Annotated in this window: 15 protein-coding genes and 1 tRNA gene; 1 reads left to right on the top strand and 15 read right to left on the bottom strand. The window is 68.1% G+C overall.

Features of this window, described 5'->3' with window-relative positions:
• Positions 1 to 2 precede the first annotated feature (2 nt).
• The 5 genes from H261_RS04280 to ubiT all read right to left on the bottom strand — a co-directional run bounded on the left by H261_RS04280 (position 3) and on the right by ubiT (position 3,952).
• Positions 3 to 75, bottom strand: a tRNA-Ala gene (locus tag H261_RS04280).
• A gap of 48 nt (positions 76 to 123) precedes the next feature.
• Positions 124 to 1,134 (bottom strand): hypothetical protein, encoded by a 1,011-nt coding sequence (locus tag H261_RS04285; RefSeq protein ID WP_008614745.1) that lies wholly within the window; start codon positions 1,132 to 1,134, stop codon positions 124 to 126.
• A 110-nt stretch (positions 1,135 to 1,244) separates the two neighbouring features.
• Positions 1,245 to 2,141, bottom strand: a complete 897-nt coding sequence (gene ubiV, locus H261_RS04290) for a ubiquinone anaerobic biosynthesis protein UbiV (protein ID WP_008614747.1) — start codon at positions 2,139 to 2,141, stop codon at positions 1,245 to 1,247.
• A 123-nt stretch (positions 2,142 to 2,264) separates the two neighbouring features.
• A complete protein-coding gene (gene ubiU / locus H261_RS04295; RefSeq protein WP_008614748.1) occupies positions 2,265 to 3,272 on the bottom strand; it encodes a ubiquinone anaerobic biosynthesis protein UbiU in 1,008 nt (335 codons plus the stop codon).
• Positions 3,272 to 3,952, bottom strand: a complete 681-nt coding sequence (ubiT, locus tag H261_RS04300) for a ubiquinone anaerobic biosynthesis accessory factor UbiT (RefSeq protein WP_040475693.1) — start codon at positions 3,950 to 3,952, stop codon at positions 3,272 to 3,274. The genes ubiU and ubiT overlap by 1 nt, the downstream gene beginning before the upstream one ends.
• Before the next feature lie 181 nt (positions 3,953 to 4,133).
• Between ubiT and H261_RS04305 the strand changes: the two genes are divergently transcribed.
• On the top strand, positions 4,134 to 5,120 hold the full coding sequence (locus H261_RS04305) for a cyclic nucleotide-binding domain-containing protein (protein WP_008614750.1): 987 nt from the start codon (positions 4,134 to 4,136) through the stop codon (positions 5,118 to 5,120).
• 64 nt (positions 5,121 to 5,184) lie between these two features.
• Here H261_RS04305 and H261_RS04310 read toward each other — a convergent pair whose 3' ends face one another.
• From H261_RS04310 to fliF, 10 genes are all read right to left on the bottom strand, one after another.
• Positions 5,185 to 6,693, bottom strand: a complete 1,509-nt coding sequence (locus H261_RS04310; RefSeq protein ID WP_008614751.1) for a DnaJ domain-containing protein — start codon at positions 6,691 to 6,693, stop codon at positions 5,185 to 5,187.
• A 73-nt stretch (positions 6,694 to 6,766) separates the two neighbouring features.
• Positions 6,767 to 8,524, bottom strand: coding sequence for a hypothetical protein (locus H261_RS04315; RefSeq protein WP_008614752.1), 1,758 nt, complete (start codon positions 8,522 to 8,524; stop codon positions 6,767 to 6,769).
• Positions 8,525 to 8,528: 4 nt separating this feature from the next.
• The gene (locus H261_RS04320; protein ID WP_008614754.1) at positions 8,529 to 9,326 is read right to left on the bottom strand and encodes a MinD/ParA family protein; all 798 of its coding nucleotides are present in this window, start codon (positions 9,324 to 9,326) and stop codon (positions 8,529 to 8,531) included.
• Positions 9,323 to 10,324 (bottom strand): flagellar biosynthesis protein FlhF, encoded by a 1,002-nt coding sequence (locus H261_RS04325; RefSeq protein ID WP_008614756.1) that lies wholly within the window; start codon positions 10,322 to 10,324, stop codon positions 9,323 to 9,325. Before H261_RS04325 ends, H261_RS04320 begins: the two co-directional genes overlap by 4 nt.
• 115 nt (positions 10,325 to 10,439) lie before the next feature.
• Complete coding sequence (gene flhA / locus H261_RS04330) at positions 10,440 to 12,551, bottom strand: flagellar biosynthesis protein FlhA (protein ID WP_008614759.1); 2,112 nt, start codon at positions 12,549 to 12,551, stop codon at positions 10,440 to 10,442.
• A gap of 13 nt (positions 12,552 to 12,564) precedes the next feature.
• Positions 12,565 to 13,941 carry a sigma-54-dependent transcriptional regulator FlbD gene (gene flbD, locus H261_RS04335; RefSeq protein WP_008614761.1) on the bottom strand — a complete coding sequence of 459 codons (1,377 nt, stop codon included), beginning with the start codon at positions 13,939 to 13,941 and terminating at the stop codon, positions 12,565 to 12,567.
• 25 nt (positions 13,942 to 13,966) lie between these two features.
• Positions 13,967 to 14,296: a flagellar motor switch protein FliN gene (gene fliN, locus H261_RS04340; protein ID WP_008614763.1), complete on the bottom strand. Its 330-nt coding sequence runs from the start codon at positions 14,294 to 14,296 to the stop codon at positions 13,967 to 13,969.
• Between the two features lie 163 nt (positions 14,297 to 14,459).
• Positions 14,460 to 15,137: a FliH/SctL family protein gene (locus H261_RS04345; RefSeq protein ID WP_008614765.1), complete on the bottom strand. Its 678-nt coding sequence runs from the start codon at positions 15,135 to 15,137 to the stop codon at positions 14,460 to 14,462.
• Between the two features lie 3 nt (positions 15,138 to 15,140).
• Entirely contained in the window at positions 15,141 to 16,160 is a 1,020-nt protein-coding gene (gene fliG, locus H261_RS04350; RefSeq protein WP_008614767.1) for a flagellar motor switch protein FliG, read from the bottom strand.
• 12 nt (positions 16,161 to 16,172) lie between these two features.
• Entirely contained in the window at positions 16,173 to 17,834 is a 1,662-nt protein-coding gene (gene fliF, locus H261_RS04355; RefSeq protein ID WP_008614769.1) for a flagellar basal-body MS-ring/collar protein FliF, read from the bottom strand.
• Between the last annotated feature and the right edge of the window lie 209 nt (positions 17,835 to 18,043).

Raw genomic sequence — 18,043 nt, forward strand, 5'->3', positions numbered from 1 at the left:
GGTGGAGCCGAGCGGGATCGAACCGCTGACCTCCTCATTGCGAACGAGGCGCTCTCCCAACTGAGCTACGGCCCCGAAAAGGGAAGCGCGATAATGTTCAAACCACCCCGCTCTGTCAAGCGGCTACCAGCGCATCTGGCCGCCCAGGGGTTTCGATTTCTGCGCGCCGCGCCGGGTGATCAGGACCCAGTCGTTGAATTGCATGTAGCGGGGCGCCAGGAACTGGTAGATGTCCCTGATCTTGTTGGTGTTGTCGTCCGAGCGGACCACGAACACCGTCTTCCAGATCTGGATGAAATCCTCCCAGGGCAGCAGGCGGCAGTGCAGCGCGTCACGCACCTGGCGGATATAGCCGATCTGGTTGTCGATGTTCTTCAGCATGGCCAGGATTTCGCCGGTCTGGGCGTCCACCTGGTCGAAATAATCCTGGAAGACCTTCAGCGCCCGCTGGGACAGGCGGGCCACCTGGTCGGTGGTGTCGATCATCGAGCGGTCGGCGCTGTAGATGCGGCGCAGGCCCTGAATCTTCTCGTCGATCTTCTGCACTTCGCCGAAGGTGTCGCGCAGCGCCTCGATATAGGCCAGTTCCCGGGCCAGGGTCTCGATGTAGCGCACCACCTCGTCACGGTTGCCGCGCCCCAGGCCCAATTCCTCGGCCGCCTCGGTGAAGGCTAGCTGGACGTTCTTCTTGACCTGGGGGTCATCGGCCACCTGGGCCAGTTCCGAGACGTTGCTGATGACGTGCTCGTTTCCCGTCAGCCAGGTGACCAGCTGCATGGTCAGGCGCTGGTAGGCGATGCGGCGGTGGCGGTCCTGGGGCTCCCACGAGGCCTCGCGGGTGGTGACCTCCTTGGGCAGCCGGTCGCCGGGGCGCAGGCCGCGCACGAACTGCAGCCCCTCGGCCACCTTGTCGAGCATCTTGAAATCGTGGTGGTCTTCCTTCATGCCGAATTCGCGCTTGATGCCGTCGAAGGACAGAACGGCTTCGTTGGTGGCGAGTTTCAGCACGGCCACCGGCTCGCCCGAATCGGTCAGGCGGAAATAGAGATCCTCGAAGGACGTGAAGAACTTGTGCTCGAAGGAGATTTCTCCCTCGATCTCGCTGGACGCCTTGCCCTTGCCTTCATCAGCCATGTATGTCGCTCACCCCAAGCGGCGCCCCCCCAAGGCTACGCCACCATCCCGAAAGCCAAACCTGCGGCCAAACCAGTATGCCGGGCCACGAGCCCGTGAACAAGAGGCGGTCAATCTCCTGCTTCGATGAACAGGTGACCGGGGCGGCCATGGATGTAGCCGTTGGCGAATTCCGCTCCCGGGCAGAGGGTCGCCAGCCGGTCCTCTGCCTCCTCCACCCCGGCCTTGCCGGCCAGCACGGCGCGGAACAGGGCGGCCACCGCCACCATGTCGAAGGTCTGCGGCCACAGGCGGAAGCGCCCGATGCCGCGCGCCGCCAGCCCGGCCACGTCGCCCAGCAGGTCCATGGCGTGATAGGACATGGTCTGGGTGCCGTTGACCGCCAGGAAGGGCACCTCGTCCAGGGTTTCCACCGCCATGCCGTCGGGGTCGTCGGCGCAGACGTACTGGCAGCCGTCCTTGGACAGGTTGCGGGCCCGGGCGGCGTAGCAGCGTGCCGAGATGGCCAGCGGCAGCCGGCCGAAGGCCTGGATCTCCACCTCCATGGGGGTGGAGGCGGCCAGGGCGGCCACCGCGTCGGCGGACAGTTCGGCCGGCAGGCAGACCCGGACGGCGCCCATGGAACGCAGGGTGGCCAGGGTGCCTTCGTTGTAGACGTTGAGCAGCGGCCCGGCCACGAAGGGTCGGCCCTGCATCAGGGCGGCCACCGAGATGTCGTTGGCCTCGACCATGATGCCGTCGCTCTGGGCCAGATCGCGGGCCTGGGCCATCTCGCGGTCGCTCATGATCAGGGCCAGGGAGGACAGCACCACTTCCTTGCCGGCGGCGGCCAGGCGTTCCACGATCTCGGGGATGAAGGGCTCGAAGAAGGGCGTGCGCTTGGAGCACACCACCTCGCCCACATGGACGCTGTCGACGCAGGATTCGTCGGCCATGCGGAAATAGAAGTCGCGGAGCGTCTCCGGCTTCCAGTTGAACAGGACCGGGCCGAGGGTAAGTTTAGTCATTGGATTGTCCCTCAATCGCCGGGCGCCCGCCTCCGCGGGCATGGCTTTCCTCCGCGGCTGCTCCCTCGCCCAGGCTCGGGGCCGCTCCGGGGCGCTCAATGCGCCCGCGTTCGCTATGCTCGCTCATCGCCAGGCTTTCTCGTAGGCGCCGGTGGTCTGCTTGCCGCCTTCGGTGATCCGGTCGAGATCGATGTCGGGCAGGGGCTTGCCGGCCATCACCGCGTCCACGCCGGCGCGGAAGGCCTGGACCACGGCGGCCACATAGGCGCGGCCGCGCTGGCGGCCCTCGATCTTGAAGGCGGTGACTCCGGCCTTGACCAGGTCGGGCAGCATGGAGAGCGTATTGAGCGAGGTGGGCTCCTCGAACAGGTAGCTGGCCTTGTCCTTGGCGATGAAGCGGCCCTTGCACAAGGTGGGATAGCCGGCCGGCTCGTCGTGGGCGAACTTGTTGATGGTGAAGCCGCCCAGCTCCGAGGTGATGCCCTGGGACGTCTCGGTGTAGCGGACCTCGCCGGCCGGCGAGCACACGCCGTTCATGTTGGGCGACTGGCCGGTGGCGTAGGACGACAGGGCGCAACGCCCCTCGGCCATGACGCACAGCCCGCCGAACACGAAGACCTCGGTCTCCACCGGCGCGATGCGGGCGTTGACGGCGGCGATCTCTTGGACCGTCAGCACGCGGGGCAGCACCACCCGGCGCACTCCGAAGCGCTCGGCGTAGAAGCGGATGGCGTCGGGGTTCGAGGCGGCGGCCTGCACCGAGAGATGCAGGCGCAGCTCGGGATGGGCGCGGTGGGCGTGCTCGATCAGGCCGATATCGGCCAGGATGGCGGCGTCGGCCTTGAGTTTGGCGGCGTCGGCCACCGCCTGGTGCCAGATTTCCGGCTGACCGGCGCGGGGGAAGGTGTTGATGGCCACCAGCACCTTGGCGCCCCGCTCGTGGGCATAGGCAATGCCCTCGGCCAGTTCCTTGCGGTTGAAGTTGAGGCCGGGGAAATTCCGCGCATTGGTCTCGTCGCGGAAGCCCACATAGACGCAATCGGCGCCGGCATCCACGGCGCTGCGCAACGCCGCCGGGGTTCCGGCCGGGCAGACCAGCTCGGGACGGTTGGGGGAGGCGACCGACGCCATCAGGCCACGCCTCCGCGCCGGGCCGCCTTGCGCAATTGCTTCAACTCCCCCTCCAGTTGGGCGATACGCGCCCCCTGGTTGGCGGAATCCTTGACCGCCGGGGCGATGATGGCGGCGCGGAGCGTCTCGAAATCCTCGCGCATCCGGCCCACCAGGCCGATCACCGCGCCGGCCAGACCGCGGAACGGCCGGGCCAGCGGCCCCAGTTCCTGGGCCATGTCCTCGATCAGGTCGATGCCGGCGCCGTCGATGGCGTTCCTGAGCGCCACCACCACCTCGGTATCGCCCTCGATCACCAGGCGGCGCGAGAAGAACAGGGCGTCGCCGTCCACCTTGCCTTCGGCGAGCGCGATCAGCATCTCCAGCGGGCCGTGGATGGTGGCGGCCACCTCGCCGGGCTCGATGGAGCGGCGCACGGTCAGACGCGGGTCTTCGGGGTTGGGCTCCAGCAGGATGACGAAGGGCAGGTCGACCGGATCGATGCACACCGCCTTGTCGGCGTAATCGGCCATGCGCTCCAGGATGTCGGGGTGGCGGCGGCGCACCACCTTCAGCATGGCGTCGAACAGCGGCTGCAGCGCCGCCGGGCGCAATGGCTTCAGGGCCATGCCCAGCAGCAGCACCGGCGAGAACGGCGGCGTTACCGGCGTGGTCCCGGTTCTGGCGTGTGCTTGCGTCATGACGTGCGGCCCTCTTTCAAGACAGGCATTCTGCCGAGCGGTGATAGCCCCGCTCATTGACCGCCGTCAAGCAAACGACACGAGGAGCCGCCCAGTCGGAAGGATTAAGCTCCAGTAGGGCTTGGCAGAGGCCCGCGCCCTGGCTAACCTCAGAAAGACCTGCACACGGGGGATTGTCCGGATGAACATCGATGTCGATCTGAGCCCCATCACCGCGCTCATCATCGACGATTCGCGCTATGCCCGCTCGTTCATCAAGACGGCGCTGCAATCCTTCGGCATCAAGACCATCCTCGAGGCGGGGGACGGCCCCTCCGGCCTGGAGATCCTGGGCCGGCAGCCGATCCAGCTGGTCATCGTCGATCACGACATGGCGCCCATGGACGGCATCGACTTCACCCGCTTCGTGCGGGCCGGCGACATGGTGGCCTGCGACGACGTGGCGATCATCATGATGAGCGCCGAATCCGCCACCGAGGTGGTGTTCCAGGCCAGGGGCGCCGGGGTGAACGAATTCCTGGTCAAGCCCATGTCCACGGATTCCCTGTTCCGCCGCATCAGGAACGCCCTGGTCAATCCCAAGGCCTTCGTGCGCACCCCCGGTTTCAAGGGCCCCGACCGCCGGCTGCTGTCGCGTCCACCGCCCGGCGTGGCCGATCGCCGGGTGGCGCCGCCTTTGCCCAAGCCGCTGCCCCTGGTGGTGCCGGCGGGCGCCGCCGCCGCCGCCCGTCCCACCGCCGCTCCCCATGCCCCCGTCGTCCAGGCGCCCAAGCCCGCCCAGGAACGCACCGGGCGCAAGAAGTTCCATGCCGGCCAGATCATCTTCAGCGAGGGCGATGCCGGCGACATGGCCTATGTGGTGGAAAGCGGCAAGGTCACCATCTTCAAGACGGTGAACGGCCAGAAGGTCACCCTGGGCCAGATCGGCCCCAACGGCGTGTTCGGCGAGATGGCGCTGATCGACAACGAGCCGCGCATGGCCTCGGCCATGGCCGCCGAGGATGCCGTCTGCCTGGTGATTCCCATGGCGGCGCTGAAATCCCAGATCGGCAAGACGCCCGACCTGGTGATCCTGGTGCTGGAAACCCTGCTCTACGACATCCGCAAGATGGGCCGCGAACTGGGCCAGGTGCGCGCCACCCTGGAAAAGAAGCGGGCGGGGAAGTAGGCCGTTATGCGGCCGGGACGGCCGCGCTCCGACACACCATGGAGCGCGGGCATCCTGCCCGCTGTCAATCGTCCGCCGCGAAGCGGTCGGCAGGCAGCGGCTGCGGCTGCACCGGGTCGTCGGAGGCGGGCGACAGGGAAATCTCGGCGATGTGGGTCAGCGAGCGGATGGTTCCCGCCGAAAGGTACTTGAAGGTCAGCGTCACCGGCAGCACCGAGGTCTGCATCTCCTCGATGAAGATGCCGCAGCCGCGCGAATAGCGGGACCCGGTGGCGAATTCGATGCGGTAGACGCCCTCGGGGATGCCGCCGATGCCGATGTGATAGGTGGCCGGCACGTAGAAGGCGGTGACCGTGTTGCCGGCCATGGTCTTCAGCTTGACCACTCCGTCGCGGCGGCCCTCGTTGTGGACCAGCAGCCGGTGGTCGCCGCTGACCCGGCGGGTGAGGATCTCGCCGGCGCTGGGCGGGGCGCCCCGGTTCTCCGCGCACCATTGCGCCTTGAAGCGTCCGCCCGATCCGGCATAGAGCGAGCGGGTCTCGACGAAGCCGTCGATGCCCGACGGCGTGCGCACCTTGACCCATTCCGGATCGGCGGGGTCGGCGGTGACCTCGACGGTGGTGAAGCGGTCCAGCAGGGTCAGCACCGGCGCGCCGGCCAGCGGCGCCATGCGCACCTTGAGGTTGTCCACCGCCACGTGGCGGATTTCGCCGCTCCTGGCCGGCAGCATGGCGATGGGCGCGGCGGCGGTGGCGACCGGCTGGTCCCAGGGTTTGGCGGCGATCAGGGCGAACACCCCGATGGTGACCGGCAGGGCCAGCAGCGGCAAGGCTTGCGCCAGGAACACGCCGCCGCCCAGGCGCCAGCGGGTTTTGAGCCGGCGGGTGTCGGAGACGTCGCGGGTGGCGTGCAGCAGGTCCTCGACCCGGGCGCAATCGTCGGGCTGGCGGGCGAAGCGTCCGGCCTGCAGCGCCAGGGAGCGGGCCAGCTCCAATTCGCCGCGCCCCAGGAAGGCGCGGCCCTGGCGGATCAGCAGCCGGGCGTTCTCGTGGCGCGGCTTGGAGCCGCCCAGCAGGTTGTGGACCAAGGCCAGAGGCGCGAGCAGCAGGCCGGGCAGCGACCACCAGCCCCAGGCCCAGGTGGCGGTCGAGGCGCGGACGGCGGCGCGGTCGGCGCAGACCCGGCAAAAAATGCCCTCCACCGTGCCGGTTTTTGCCCATACCAGGAACGAGCGGACCCAGTGGTAGACCACGTAGCGGGGCTGGGCGGTCAGCGCCCCGCAGCCGCCGCAGGCGATGGGGGCGCCGGCCACCACCTCGTCGTCGTCATGGGTGGATTCCTGGCCGAACGTGTCGTATTCGGCGCGCCGCACCACGTCCTTGAGGACGCCATAGGCCTCGATAACCCGTTGAAATTCCTCGCGCGCCCGCTTCGATGCGTTACGGTCGGGGTGCACTTTCTTGACGCGCGAGCGGTAGGCGCTCTTGATGGCGCCCGAATCCGCCCCCGGGGCGAGGCCGAGGATCGCGTAATAGCCTTTGGGGTCGCGCGCGATGGTGTTCATGCCGGTCATGGAAGCTGCGTTGCCGGAATCTTCAAGCAAAGCCTATGCCATCGGTCAGGGGAGTGGAACGGGAGCGCAGGGATCATACCACGATTTGCGTTGCCGGCGCCGCACTGGTCGGCAGCAGATCGACGAAAGACCGTCCCGCCTGGAACGAGACCAGCCCCGTGATGCCGGTCAGCTGACCGCATTCGGCGAAGATGCCGGCGATGTCGCGGCACATGGCGGCGGGCAACGGCTCGGCGGTGCGCACGATCAGGTCGAAGCGCTTGGTATCCTTCTGGACCAGCCCGTCCAGCTGGATGCGGCCCAGCGCGCTCATGCGCACGTCGAGGATGAAGCGCTGTTCGCTTCCCTTCTTGCCGCCCCCCTCGTCCTCCGGCGGGCGGTGGACGTAGAGATTGATGGGGTCGATATTGGCGCCGTGGGCGAAGGGCAGGGTGATGGATTGCCAGTCGCCGCGCCCCATGGGCCGGGCGGCGTCGTCGGCGAGGTCGAGGAATTCCTTCTTCAGCCGCTCGGCCAGATCCTTGCGCCCGGCCTTTTCCAGTCCGCGGGTCACCGGCTCGCTCAGCAGCTGGCGGGCATCGCCGGCCCGCACCGCCCCGCTGAACATGGACATGGCGGCGGCCAGGCGGGGGCCGGCCTGGGGAATCATCCGCATCAGCTGTTCGGCCGCCTGGCGGTCGGAGCCGAGCAGGACGTCGACCGCCTGATCCAGGCTGGGCCAGCCGCCGGGGGTCAGGCCCGGGGCTGGAGCGGGGGCGGGGGCCATGGGCGGCGGCGGCAGCGGCCGGTCGATCACCTCCAGCCGGACCATGCTCCCCACCGGCAGGGGGGTGGCCACGTTGAGCGACAGCATGCCGGCCGGGCTCTGCACCAGGGCGGCGCCGCCGGCCGGCTGGGCCACCACCACGCCGGGCAGGGTGACGTTGGGCGGCTGGGGCGTGGCGACGGACGGCGGGGACGGAGCGCCGGCCAGGGAGGGCGGCGGCACCGCCGCTGCCGGCTGCGTCGTTCCGGGAACATGGGGTGCGGCGGGCATGGGCGGTGTTCCCACGCCGGGGGCGGCCGGGCCGGGGGCTTGCGCCATGGGACCCTGAGCCGCCTGGGCGGGCTGCGCCGTGGCGGTGGGAATGGGCTGGCCGCCGCTGATGGCGTTCTGGCCGGGCGGGGCCATGGCGGCGATGCGTACGGTCAGGCGGGTGCCGGGGACGAGGTTGGTCAGCGCCGCGGGCAGCGGCTCGGCCATCTCCAGGCCCGGCCGCCCGGCATCGGGCGGCAGCATCACCGCTCCCGGCGGGCCGGAACGGATGACCGTCGCGGTCAGGCCCAGCGGTCCCGCCGCCAGTCCGGGCGAGGTCACCACCGGCGCGCCGGCCGGGCCGGGCTGGGCGAGGGGAAGCTGGGCGGTATTGGGCTTGGCCCCGGACCCGAGCAGCCCGGCAAGGTCGGGCAGGCCGGGCAGCCCGGTCTGCGGCGGTGGCAGCGGCAGGCCGCCGGTGGGGCGGCCGTTGATGGACAGCAGCTTGAAGGCGGGCAGGCCGTTCTGTTGGATGTATTGCATGGCCAACTGGGCACCGTCGGGGGGCAGCGGCTGGCCGGGGGGCAGGCGCAGCGACAGGCTGGCGCCGTCGGCGGTCATCACCCGCACCACACCTCGGCCATCGGGTCCCTTGCCCTCCGAAGCCGCCATGGTGGCGGCCAGCACGGCGCCGGCCTGCAGTTTGGCCAGAGCCTCGGCGGCGGCCTTGTCGGCCACCACGCTCAGCACCGGCGGCGCGCTCGCCTGGGGAGGCGGAGCGACCGGCGGCGGGGCCGGCGGGATGGCCGAGCACATGACGTTATCGCGAGCGGATCAGGCGCTCGACGATGGCCTCGACGTCGGCGGCGGCCTCGGCGTTGGGCGAGCGCATCATGATCGGCGTCTGGTTGCGGATGGCTTCCCGCACCTTCAGGTCACGGCGGATGACCCCGGCCAGCGGCGGCGAAATCTTCAGGAAGCCCTCGCAGGCCTTGAGCAGGGTGTTGTAGATGCGCTCGCCCTCGCGCGTCGAATTGGCCATGTTGACCACGATGCGCATGTCGGTGCCGGGGCGCTCCATGTGGGTGACCTTGATGAAGGCGTAGGCGTCGGTCAGCGAGGTGGGCTCGTCGGTGGTCACCACCATGATGATGCCGGCCTGCTGCGAGAAGTTGCGGGTGGTCTTCTCGACGCCGGCCCCCAGGTCGACCACCACCCGGTCGTAATTGCCGGCCAGCAGCACCAGATCGTCGCCCAGCATCTGCAGCCGCGACAGCGGGATGTTGGCCAGGGTGCCGCTGCCCGAGCGCCCGGCGATGATGTCGAAGCCGCCCTCGGGGAAGCGGGTCAGCGCCTGGTTCAGCGTCATGCGCCCGGCCACCACGCTGCCCAGGTCGGTCTTGGGCATCAGGCCCAGCTGGATGTCCACGTTGGCCAGCCCCAGGTCGCCGTCGAACAGCATCACCTTTTGTCCGGCCCGCGCCAGGGCGTGGGACAGGGTGATGGAGAACCAGGTCTTGCCGACGCCGCCCTTGCCGGACGCCACCGCGACGATGTTGCGCCCCTTGGCCCGGAGCGTCGGGCGGGGGGCCAGGGTGGGAACTTCCATCGTGGTCATGATGCGGATGCCTCGGTCCAGAAGGTTTGGTCTTTGGGTTCGGCTTCGGCGGCTTGCGGCATGATCAGCCGGGCCAGCGCGATTGCCGAGATGGGCGAGATGCCCGACGCCACGTGCGGGCTGGCGGAAACGTCGCAGAAGGCCATCTGCCCGCCCTCGGCGGCGGCCAGGATGGCGCCCAGGCGCCGCGTGGTGTCCAGGCGCGACGCGAACAGCCGCGTGGCGCCGATGGCGGCGAAGGCCTCGCCGATCTCGGCGGCCTCCTCCGGGTCGCCGCCGGCGGCCATCACCAGGACGGGCTCGACGTCGGCGGCCTCGATCAGTGCCTGCAGGTAGTCCATGTCGCTCTGCTTGAAGGGATTGAGGCCGGGCGAATCGATCACCACCAGATCGAAGTTCCCGTTCATGCTTTCCACCGCCCGGGCCAGGGATTCCGGCCCCCGCGCCCGCACCAGGTCGATCTCCAGGATCGAGGTGAAGGCGGCCAACTGCTCGACGGCTCCGGCCCGGATGTTGTCGCAGGTGACGACGCCCACCTGCCATTGCTTGAGCACCGAGCGGGCCGCCAGCTTGGCCACGGCGATGGACTTGCCCGAGCCGTTGGGCCCCACCAGCATGAAGGGGCGCGGGGCCCCGTGCTCGGGCAGATGGGCGAAGGTGAAGCCGGCTTCCAGCGCGGCGGCGCAGGCCAGCGGCGGCTGGGTCAGGCCCGAGGTGTGGGCGGCGTTGACCAGCCGGTCGGACAGCCGCGCCGGCACGCCGTGATCGGCCAGGGCCTTCCTCACCGCTTCCGAGACCTCGGAACCGCCGGTGGCTTCCTCCAGCATGGAGGCCACCGCCAGGTCGGCATCGACGGATTCCAGGGCGGCGGTGATGCGCACTCCCTTGGAGCCGGCGGCGCGTTGGGTCGAGACGATGATGGCGTCGTCGCCCAGTTCCTGGCGCACCAGCTCCATGGCTTCGGTCATGGTCGGCGCGGTGAAGGATTTGAGCCTCATGCGTCACCCCCGTCCATGGCGCGGGAATGCGGCCGGGACGGCCGCGCTCCCGGAGAGGCCCTCCTTCGGAGCGCGGGCATCCTGCCCGCATGACGGCGGTTGCGGCCTGTTCTCATCAAATCTGCCCCAGTGTCTTGATGCGGGCCTTGGGATGGATTTCCGACTGGCTCATCACCACGGTCATGGGCCGGAAGCGCTCGACGATGGAGCGGACATAGGGCCGGACCATGGGGCTGGTCAGCAGGATGGGGGTCTCGCCCTGCATGGCGAAGCGCTCGAAGGTCTGGCGGGTGCGGCTGATGAAGTCCTGCAGCTGCGAGGGCGCCATGGAGATCTGTTTTTCCTCGCCGCTGCCCACCAGGGATTCGGCAAAGGCCTGTTCCCATTCCGGCGACAGGGTGACGAGCGGGATGAAGCCCTGCGGCCCGGTGTTGTTGTCGGAGATCTGCCGGGCCAAGCGGGCGCGCACATGCTCGGTGATCATGGTGACGTTGCGGGTATGGCCGCAGGCCTCGGCGATGCCTTCCAGGATGGTGGGCAGGTCGCGGATGGAGATGCGCTCGCCCAGCAGGTTCTGCAGCACCCGCTGCAGGCCGCCGATGGTCATCTGGCTGGGGATCAGCTCGGCGATCAGCTTCTGGTGCTCCTTGTCCAGCTCGTCCAGCAGCTTCTGGGTCTCGGCATGGGACAACAGCTCGCTCATGTTGTCCTTGATCACCTCGGTCAGGTGGGTGGTGATCACGGTGGGCGGGTCCACCACGGTATAGCCGCGGAACAGCGCCTCCTCCCGGTTGGTGGGGTCGATCCACATGGCCGGCAGGCCGAAGGTGGGTTCGCGGGTCTTCTCGCCCGGCAGGGTGATGTCCTCGCCCCTGGGGTCCATGATCAGCAGGGCGGCGGGGCGCAGATCGCCGCGTCCGGCCTCCACCTCCTTGACGTGGATGACGTAGGTGTTGGCCGGCAGCTGCATGTTGTCCTGGATGCGCACCGACGGCATGACGAAGCCCATCTCGGTGGCGATGGCGCGGCGCAAGCTCTTGATCTGGTCGGTGAGGCGCTGGCCCTTGGGCGTGTTGATCAGCTGCAGCAGGCCGTAGCCCAGTTCCAGGCGCACATGGTCGATCTTCAGCGCGGTGGAGATGGGTTCCTCGGGCACCGGGGCCTGCTGCATGGCCTCGGCCGCTTCCGCCTGCTGGGCCTGCTCGGCCTTGGCGCGCTGGTTGCGGTCCAGCAGGTAGGCCGAGGCCCCCATGCCGATGCCCAGCAGGGCGAAGGGAATGAACGGCATGTTGGGCACCAGCGACATCAGGCCCATCAGCGCGCCGGCCATGCCCACGGCGCGGGGATAGCCGGCCAGCTGGGTGAACAGGGCGCGGTCGACGGCTTCCTGCACGCCGGCCTTGGTCACCAGCATGCCGGCCGACACCGAGACGATCAGGGCCGGAACCTGGGTGACCAGGCCGTCGCCCACCGTCAGCTTGGTATAGAACTCGGCCGCCTGGCTGAAGGTCAGCCCCTGCTGCGCCATGCCGATGATCATGCCGCCGATGACGTTGATGGCGGTGATCATCAGGCCGGCCACCGCATCGCCGCGCACGAACTTGGACGCGCCGTCCATGGCGCCGAAGAACGAGGATTCACCCTCCAGCTCGGCGCGGCGCTTCCGGGCCGTGGGCTCGTCGCACAGGCCGGCCGACAGATCGGCGTCGATGGCCATCTGCTTGCCGGGCATGGCGTCCAGGGTGAAACGCGCCGCCACTTCGGCGATGCGGGTCGAGCCCTTGGTGATGACCACGAAATTGACGATCACCAGGATGGCGAAGACGATGATGCCGATGACGAAGCTGCCGCTCATGATGAAGCTGGCGAAGGCGGCGATCACCTGTCCGGCGCCTTCGACGCCTTCGTGGCCGTGGGACAGGATCAGGCGGGTCGAGGCCAGATTGAGCGCCAGGCGGATCAGGGTGGTGATCAGCAGCACCGTCGGGAACGAACTGAACTGCAGCGGCTTCTCGATGAAGATGGCCACCATCAGGATCAGCACGGAGATGGTCAGCGACAGCGCCAGGCCGATGTCGAGCAGCCACGGCGGCAACGGCAGGATCAGCACCATCAGGATGACGATGATGCCGAACGCCAGTCCCACGTCGCCGCGCCGGGCCGACGCGGCGAACCGGTTCAGGATCTCCCTGCCTACGTTTGCGCCCTGTGCCTGTCCTTCAGCCATGATTCATCACGGGCTAGATCATGGCTCGTTCGATCTCGCCGCCGGCGGGCGGCGGGACGTCGATGCCCTCGTCGTTGTACTGCTTCAGCTTGTTCCGGAGGGTGCGGATGGAAATGCCCAGGATATTGGCCGCATGGGTGCGGTTTCCCAGGCAATGGGACAGGGTGTCGATGATCAGGTCGCGTTCCACCTCGGCCACGGTCTTGCCCACCATGTTGCTGCCCCGCGCGCCCATCACCGAGGCGGCGGCATTGGCCGCCTGGGCCACCATGGGGTCGGAATTGGTGCCCACCGGGCTGCCCGACAGGACGATGGCCTCCGAGCCGATCTCGGCGCCGCTGGCCAGCAGCACGGCGCGGTGCATGGTGTTCTCCAGCTCGCGCACGTTGCCGCGCCAGTGGTGGCGCGACAGCATCTGGCGCACCTCGGCGGACAGGGGGCGGCTGGGAAGGCCGTTGGCCTCGGTGTAGCGCTTGACGAAGTGGTCGGCCAGCACCGCGATGTCCAGCGGCCGCTCGCGAAGCGCGGGCAGCGCCAGGGTCACCACGTTGAGGCGGTAATAGAGGTCCTCGCGGAAGGTGCCCTTGTGGACCTCGTCCTCCATGTTGCGGTTGGAGGTGGCCAGGATGCGCACGTCCACCTTGACCGGCTGGTTGCCGCCCACCCGGTCGATCTCCTTTTCCTGGATGGCGCGCAGCAGCTTGGATTGCAGGCGGACGTCCATCTCGGAGATTTCGTCCAGCAGCAGCGTGCCGCCCTGGGCCTCCTCGAACTTGCCGATGCGCCGGGCCACGGCGCCGGTGAAGGCGCCCTTCTCGTGGCCGAACAATTCGGATTCCAGCAGGTTCTCGGGGATGGCGGCGCAGTTGACCGCCACGAAGCGCTTGTCGGAGCGCTTGGACTTGTTGTGGATGAACCGGGCGATCAGCTCCTTGCCGGTGCCGGATTCGCCGGTGATCATGATCGAGGCGTCGGAATTGGCCACCTGCTCGGCCAGCTTCAAGGTCTGCCCCATGCGCGGGTCCTTGAAGATGATGTTGTGGCTTTCCTGGGTGACGGCGGCGATGACGGCGGCGATCAGTTCGGCGTCGGGGGGCAGCGGGATGTATTCCTTGGCCCCGGCCTTGATGGCGCGCACCGCCGCCGAGGCGTCCGAGGCGATGCCGCAGGCCACCACGGGAACGATGATGCGTTCGGCTTCCAGCGAATCGATCAGGCCCTTGATGTCGCGCTTGACGTCGATCATCACCAGATCGGCACCCTGGGTGCGCAGGACCTCGAGGCCGGCGGGAACGTCCTCGGCCTGGCGGACCTTGGCGCCGCGCGCCATGGCGATCTGGCTGGCGGCGCCGATCTGGCCGTCGAGCGTGCCGATGATCAGAAGTCGCATGTCGTCCCTCTCCCGCTAGAGCGCGTTACGCCCGGTCGGTCTTGATGATTTCGGTCATGGTCACGCCCAGGCGGTCCTCGACGACGACCACCTCGCCGCGCGCCACCAGGCGGTTGTTGACGTAGATGTCGATGGCCTCGCCGACCTTGCGGTCCAGCTCGACCACAGCGCCGCGCCCCAGCTTCAGCAACTGGTTGACCTGCATGGTGGCCTTGCCCAGCACCGCCGAGACCTGCACCGGAATGTCGTAGACGGCCTCGAGGTCGCGGGCCGACCGCGGCATGTCCGGAACATCGCCGCGCCCCTGGGGCTCGTCGCCATCCGCCTTGAAGTCATTGAGTTCGAAATCGGGCATCGCGTCCTCCAAGTCCGGCCACGGGCCGGAAATTTTCTTTTTGTCCCTCAGGCGCCGGGCGGGCGCGTTCCGCGCCCTTGGCTCCTCCGCTTACGCTCCGGCTCGCTCAACGCTCGCGCGCGTCGGCTTCGCCTCGCTCGGAACCGGTTCCACCATACAGCCTTCATTCCTCCGGGCGGTGTTCGGGCGGCGCCAGGGCCCGGTTCACCGCCGTCTCGATATCGGCGATCAGGCGGGTCTGATCGCGTTCCGCACCTCCGTCGGTCCATTCCACCCGGCAATCGCCGATGGCCACCCGGGCGTCGGCCTGGACCACCACGCGGCCCTCGAAGCCGTGCTCGATGGCCGATTGCTCCAGGCGCTCGCGCAGGGGATCGACCAGCGAGGAATCCACCCGGACGATGATGCGCGGCTCGTCCAGCACGTGGCCCAGGCATTCCTGCACGGTGCGGACGACCTCCTCGAAGGCGTTCTGTTCGCAGGCGGCGGGCAGCACCTTCTTCAGCACCGCCAGGGCCACCCTGGCGGCGACCCGCTGGTTGTCGTCGTTGGCGTCGGCCTGGGCGGCGTCCAGCATGGCGAGCGCGTTGGACACCCGCTCCAGCGAGGCGGCCAGCAGGGCCTGCTGGGTTTCGTTGGCCTCGGCCATGCCGTTGCGGTGGCCTTCCTCGTAGGCCGCCTCGCGCACCACCTGGAGATCCTCTTCGGTGAAGGTGGGCGGCGGCGGCGGCTCGGGTTCGGGCTCGGCCTGGTAGCTGTCCTCGGCCTGCTCGGCCGTCTTCGGCCGCGTGGCGGGCGGCGGGCCGAAATCCAGGTCGAACATGTACTTCTGATAAGCCATGGCTTAGTACACCAGCTCGTCTTCTTCGCGGCCCTCGGAGATGACGATCTGTCCCGATGCCGCCAGTTCCTTGGCCATGACCACGATGGCGGCCTGGGCCTGATCCACGTCCCTGAGGCGGACCGGGCCCAGGGCCTCCATGTCCTCGCGCAGCATCTTGCCGGCGCGCTCGGACATGTTCTTGAAGAACAGTTCCTTGACGGCGTCGGCGCCGCCCTTCAGCGCGATGGCCAGCTTGTCCTTCTCCACCGAGCGCAGCAGCACCTGGATGCCGGCGGCGTCGATGCGGGTGAGGTCGTCGAAGGTGAACATCAGCGCCTTGATCTTTTCCGCGCTTTCGCGGTTGCGCTCCTCCAGGGCCGACATGAAGCGGTTTTCGGTGTTGCGGTCCAGGTTGTTGAAGATGTCGGCCATCAGTTCGTGGGAATCCCGGCGCTGGGTACGGGCCAGGTTGGTCATGAACTCGGTCCGGAGCGTCTTTTCCACGCCGTCCAGCACTTCCTTCTGCACCGCCTCCATGCGCAGCATGCGCATGATGACTTCCATGGCGAAGTTCTCGGGCAGGATGGCCAGCACGCGCGACGCGTGGTCGGGCTTGATCTTGGCCAGCACCACGGCCACGGTCTGCGGATATTCGTTCTTCAGGTAGTTGGCCAGCACCTGCTCGGACACGTTGCCCAGCTTGTCCCACATGGTACGGCCGGCGGGACCGCGGATTTCCTCCATGATGGAGTTGACGCGGTCCTTGTCCAGGCTCTTCATCAGCAGGCGTTCAGTGGTGTCGAACGAGCCGGTCAGCGAGCCGGTGGACGACAGGGCGTCGGCGAATTCGACGAAGACGCGCTCCACCAGGTTGGACGACACGGTGCCAAGGCTGGCCATGATCTGGGACAGTTCCTTGATCTCGTCGTCGCCCAGCATGCCGAACAGCTTGGACGAGTGCTCCTCGTTCAAGGACAGCATGAACATGGCGGCCTTCTGGGGGCCGGTGAGGCTGCGGTAGTCTTCCTTGACGCGTGCCATGGCGGTTCCCTATCAGCTTTCCTGGTAGAGCCAGTTGCGGATGATGGACAGAGCCTCTTCCGGGTGCTTCTCGACGATTTCGCCGATCTTGCGGATCGAGGAGGCCTTGACGCGGCCCTCCACCTTGTCGATGTCGATGAGTTCGTCGGCGATGACCTCTTCCTCGCCGCCCAGGGGCGCCGGCATGGCGGCACCGCTGGGGCCGGTGAGCTGCGGCAGGGCGCCGCCCTCGGCGGTCAGCAGGCGGCGGCCGTCGGGGCCGACCTGGCCCTGCATGGACTCGATGGCCCGGCTGATCAGCGGGCGCAGCACCAGCAGCAGGAACAGAATGGCCACCACGGAGAGGCCCAGGTTCGACGCCACCTTCTCGATGAAGTCGCGGCGCATGCCGAAGATGAACTCGCCGGGCTCCTCGGCCATGTCCAGCTCCTCGCCCTTGTAGAAGGGCATGGAGGCGACCTTGACCTGGTCGTCGCGGTCCTTGGTGAAGCCGATGGCCGACTTGACCAGGGCCTCGATCTGGGTGAGTTCCTCGGGCGTCCGCTCGCGGTAGGTGGTCTGCTTGCCGTCCGAGGATTTCTCGCGCACGCCGTCGACGATGACGGCGGCCGAGACCTTGCGGATCTCACCCATCTCGCGGACCGTGTTCCTGGTTTTGCGCGAGATCTCGTAGTTCACCGTTTCCTGGTTCTTGTTGATTTTGGTCGAGGTGCGGATGTTGCCCGATGAACTGGCGTTGGGATCGGGCAGGTTCTGCTGCACGGTGACCGGGGTGGGCTCGGCGTCCTGGCTCTGCTCGCCCTCGTTGACGGTGACCTGGGAGCGGACCACCTTGGTCTCGGGATCGAAGGTCTCCTCGGTGGTGACCGCATGGCTCATGTCCATGTCCACCGTGACCTCGGCGCGTACGCGGCCCGGGCCGAGCGAGCGCTCCAGCAGGTCCTCGATGGTCTTGACCAGCTTGACCTCGGTCCGGACCTTCATCTCCTCGGCGGTCTGGGCCTGGAACTCCTTGGAGTTCTCGAAGCCCTTGGCCAGCAGGGTGCCCTTGTCGTCGACGATGGAGATGCGCGACGGCTTCATCTTGGGGACGGCGGCGGCGATCAGGTGCTGGATGGCCGAGGTCTGGCCCTTGTCCAGGCGCTGGGCGCCGTTCATCTTGATGATCACCGAGGCGGACGGCTCCTGGGTGTCGCGGGAGAACGCCTCGCGCTTGGGCAGCACCAGATGGACGCGGGCCGCCTTGACCTTGTCGATGGAGCGGATGGTCTTGGACAGCTCGCCTTCCAGGGCGCGGATCATGGTGATGTTCTGCTGGAAGCTGGTGGAGCCCAGGGCGTCCTGCTTGTCGAACAGCTCGTAGCCGGCCATGCGGCCGCCGGCGGGCAGCGCCTGCTCGGCCATGCGCACGCGCAGGTCCAGCTTGCGGTCCTTGGGCACCCAGACCTCGGTGCCGTCCTTCCGGAGTTCGTAGGGGATCTTGTCGGCGGTCAGCTTCTCGATGATCTGCTTGGAATCGCCCAGGTCGAGATCGCCGTAGAGCAACTCCATCTGCGGCGCGGCGACGCGGCTCATCAGATAGATGAAGAAGCCCAGGATGCTGACACCGACGCCAGCGATGGCGGCCAGCCGCATGGGTCCCAGGCCGCGCAGCATCTGCAGGAATGCGTTCACGTCGTCTCCATCGCGTGCACGCATGCGCCGCCGGCCGGCACACACGTCCAGATGACAGACTAAGGTCGTGGCGCTGAAGAGATGGTTAACGCCCGGCAATTTTTGCCGGGTCGGGTTTTGCCGTAGTTTGGATGCCTCCCGACGGTCCGCCTGGAATCAATCCGGCGGCCTTCTGGCCGCCGGATTCCGTCAGGAAGCGGGATGGGGTG

The sequence above is a fragment of the Paramagnetospirillum caucaseum genome, from assembly GCF_000342045.1.
Taxonomy (GTDB): Bacteria; Pseudomonadota; Alphaproteobacteria; order Rhodospirillales; family Magnetospirillaceae; genus Phaeospirillum; species Phaeospirillum caucaseum.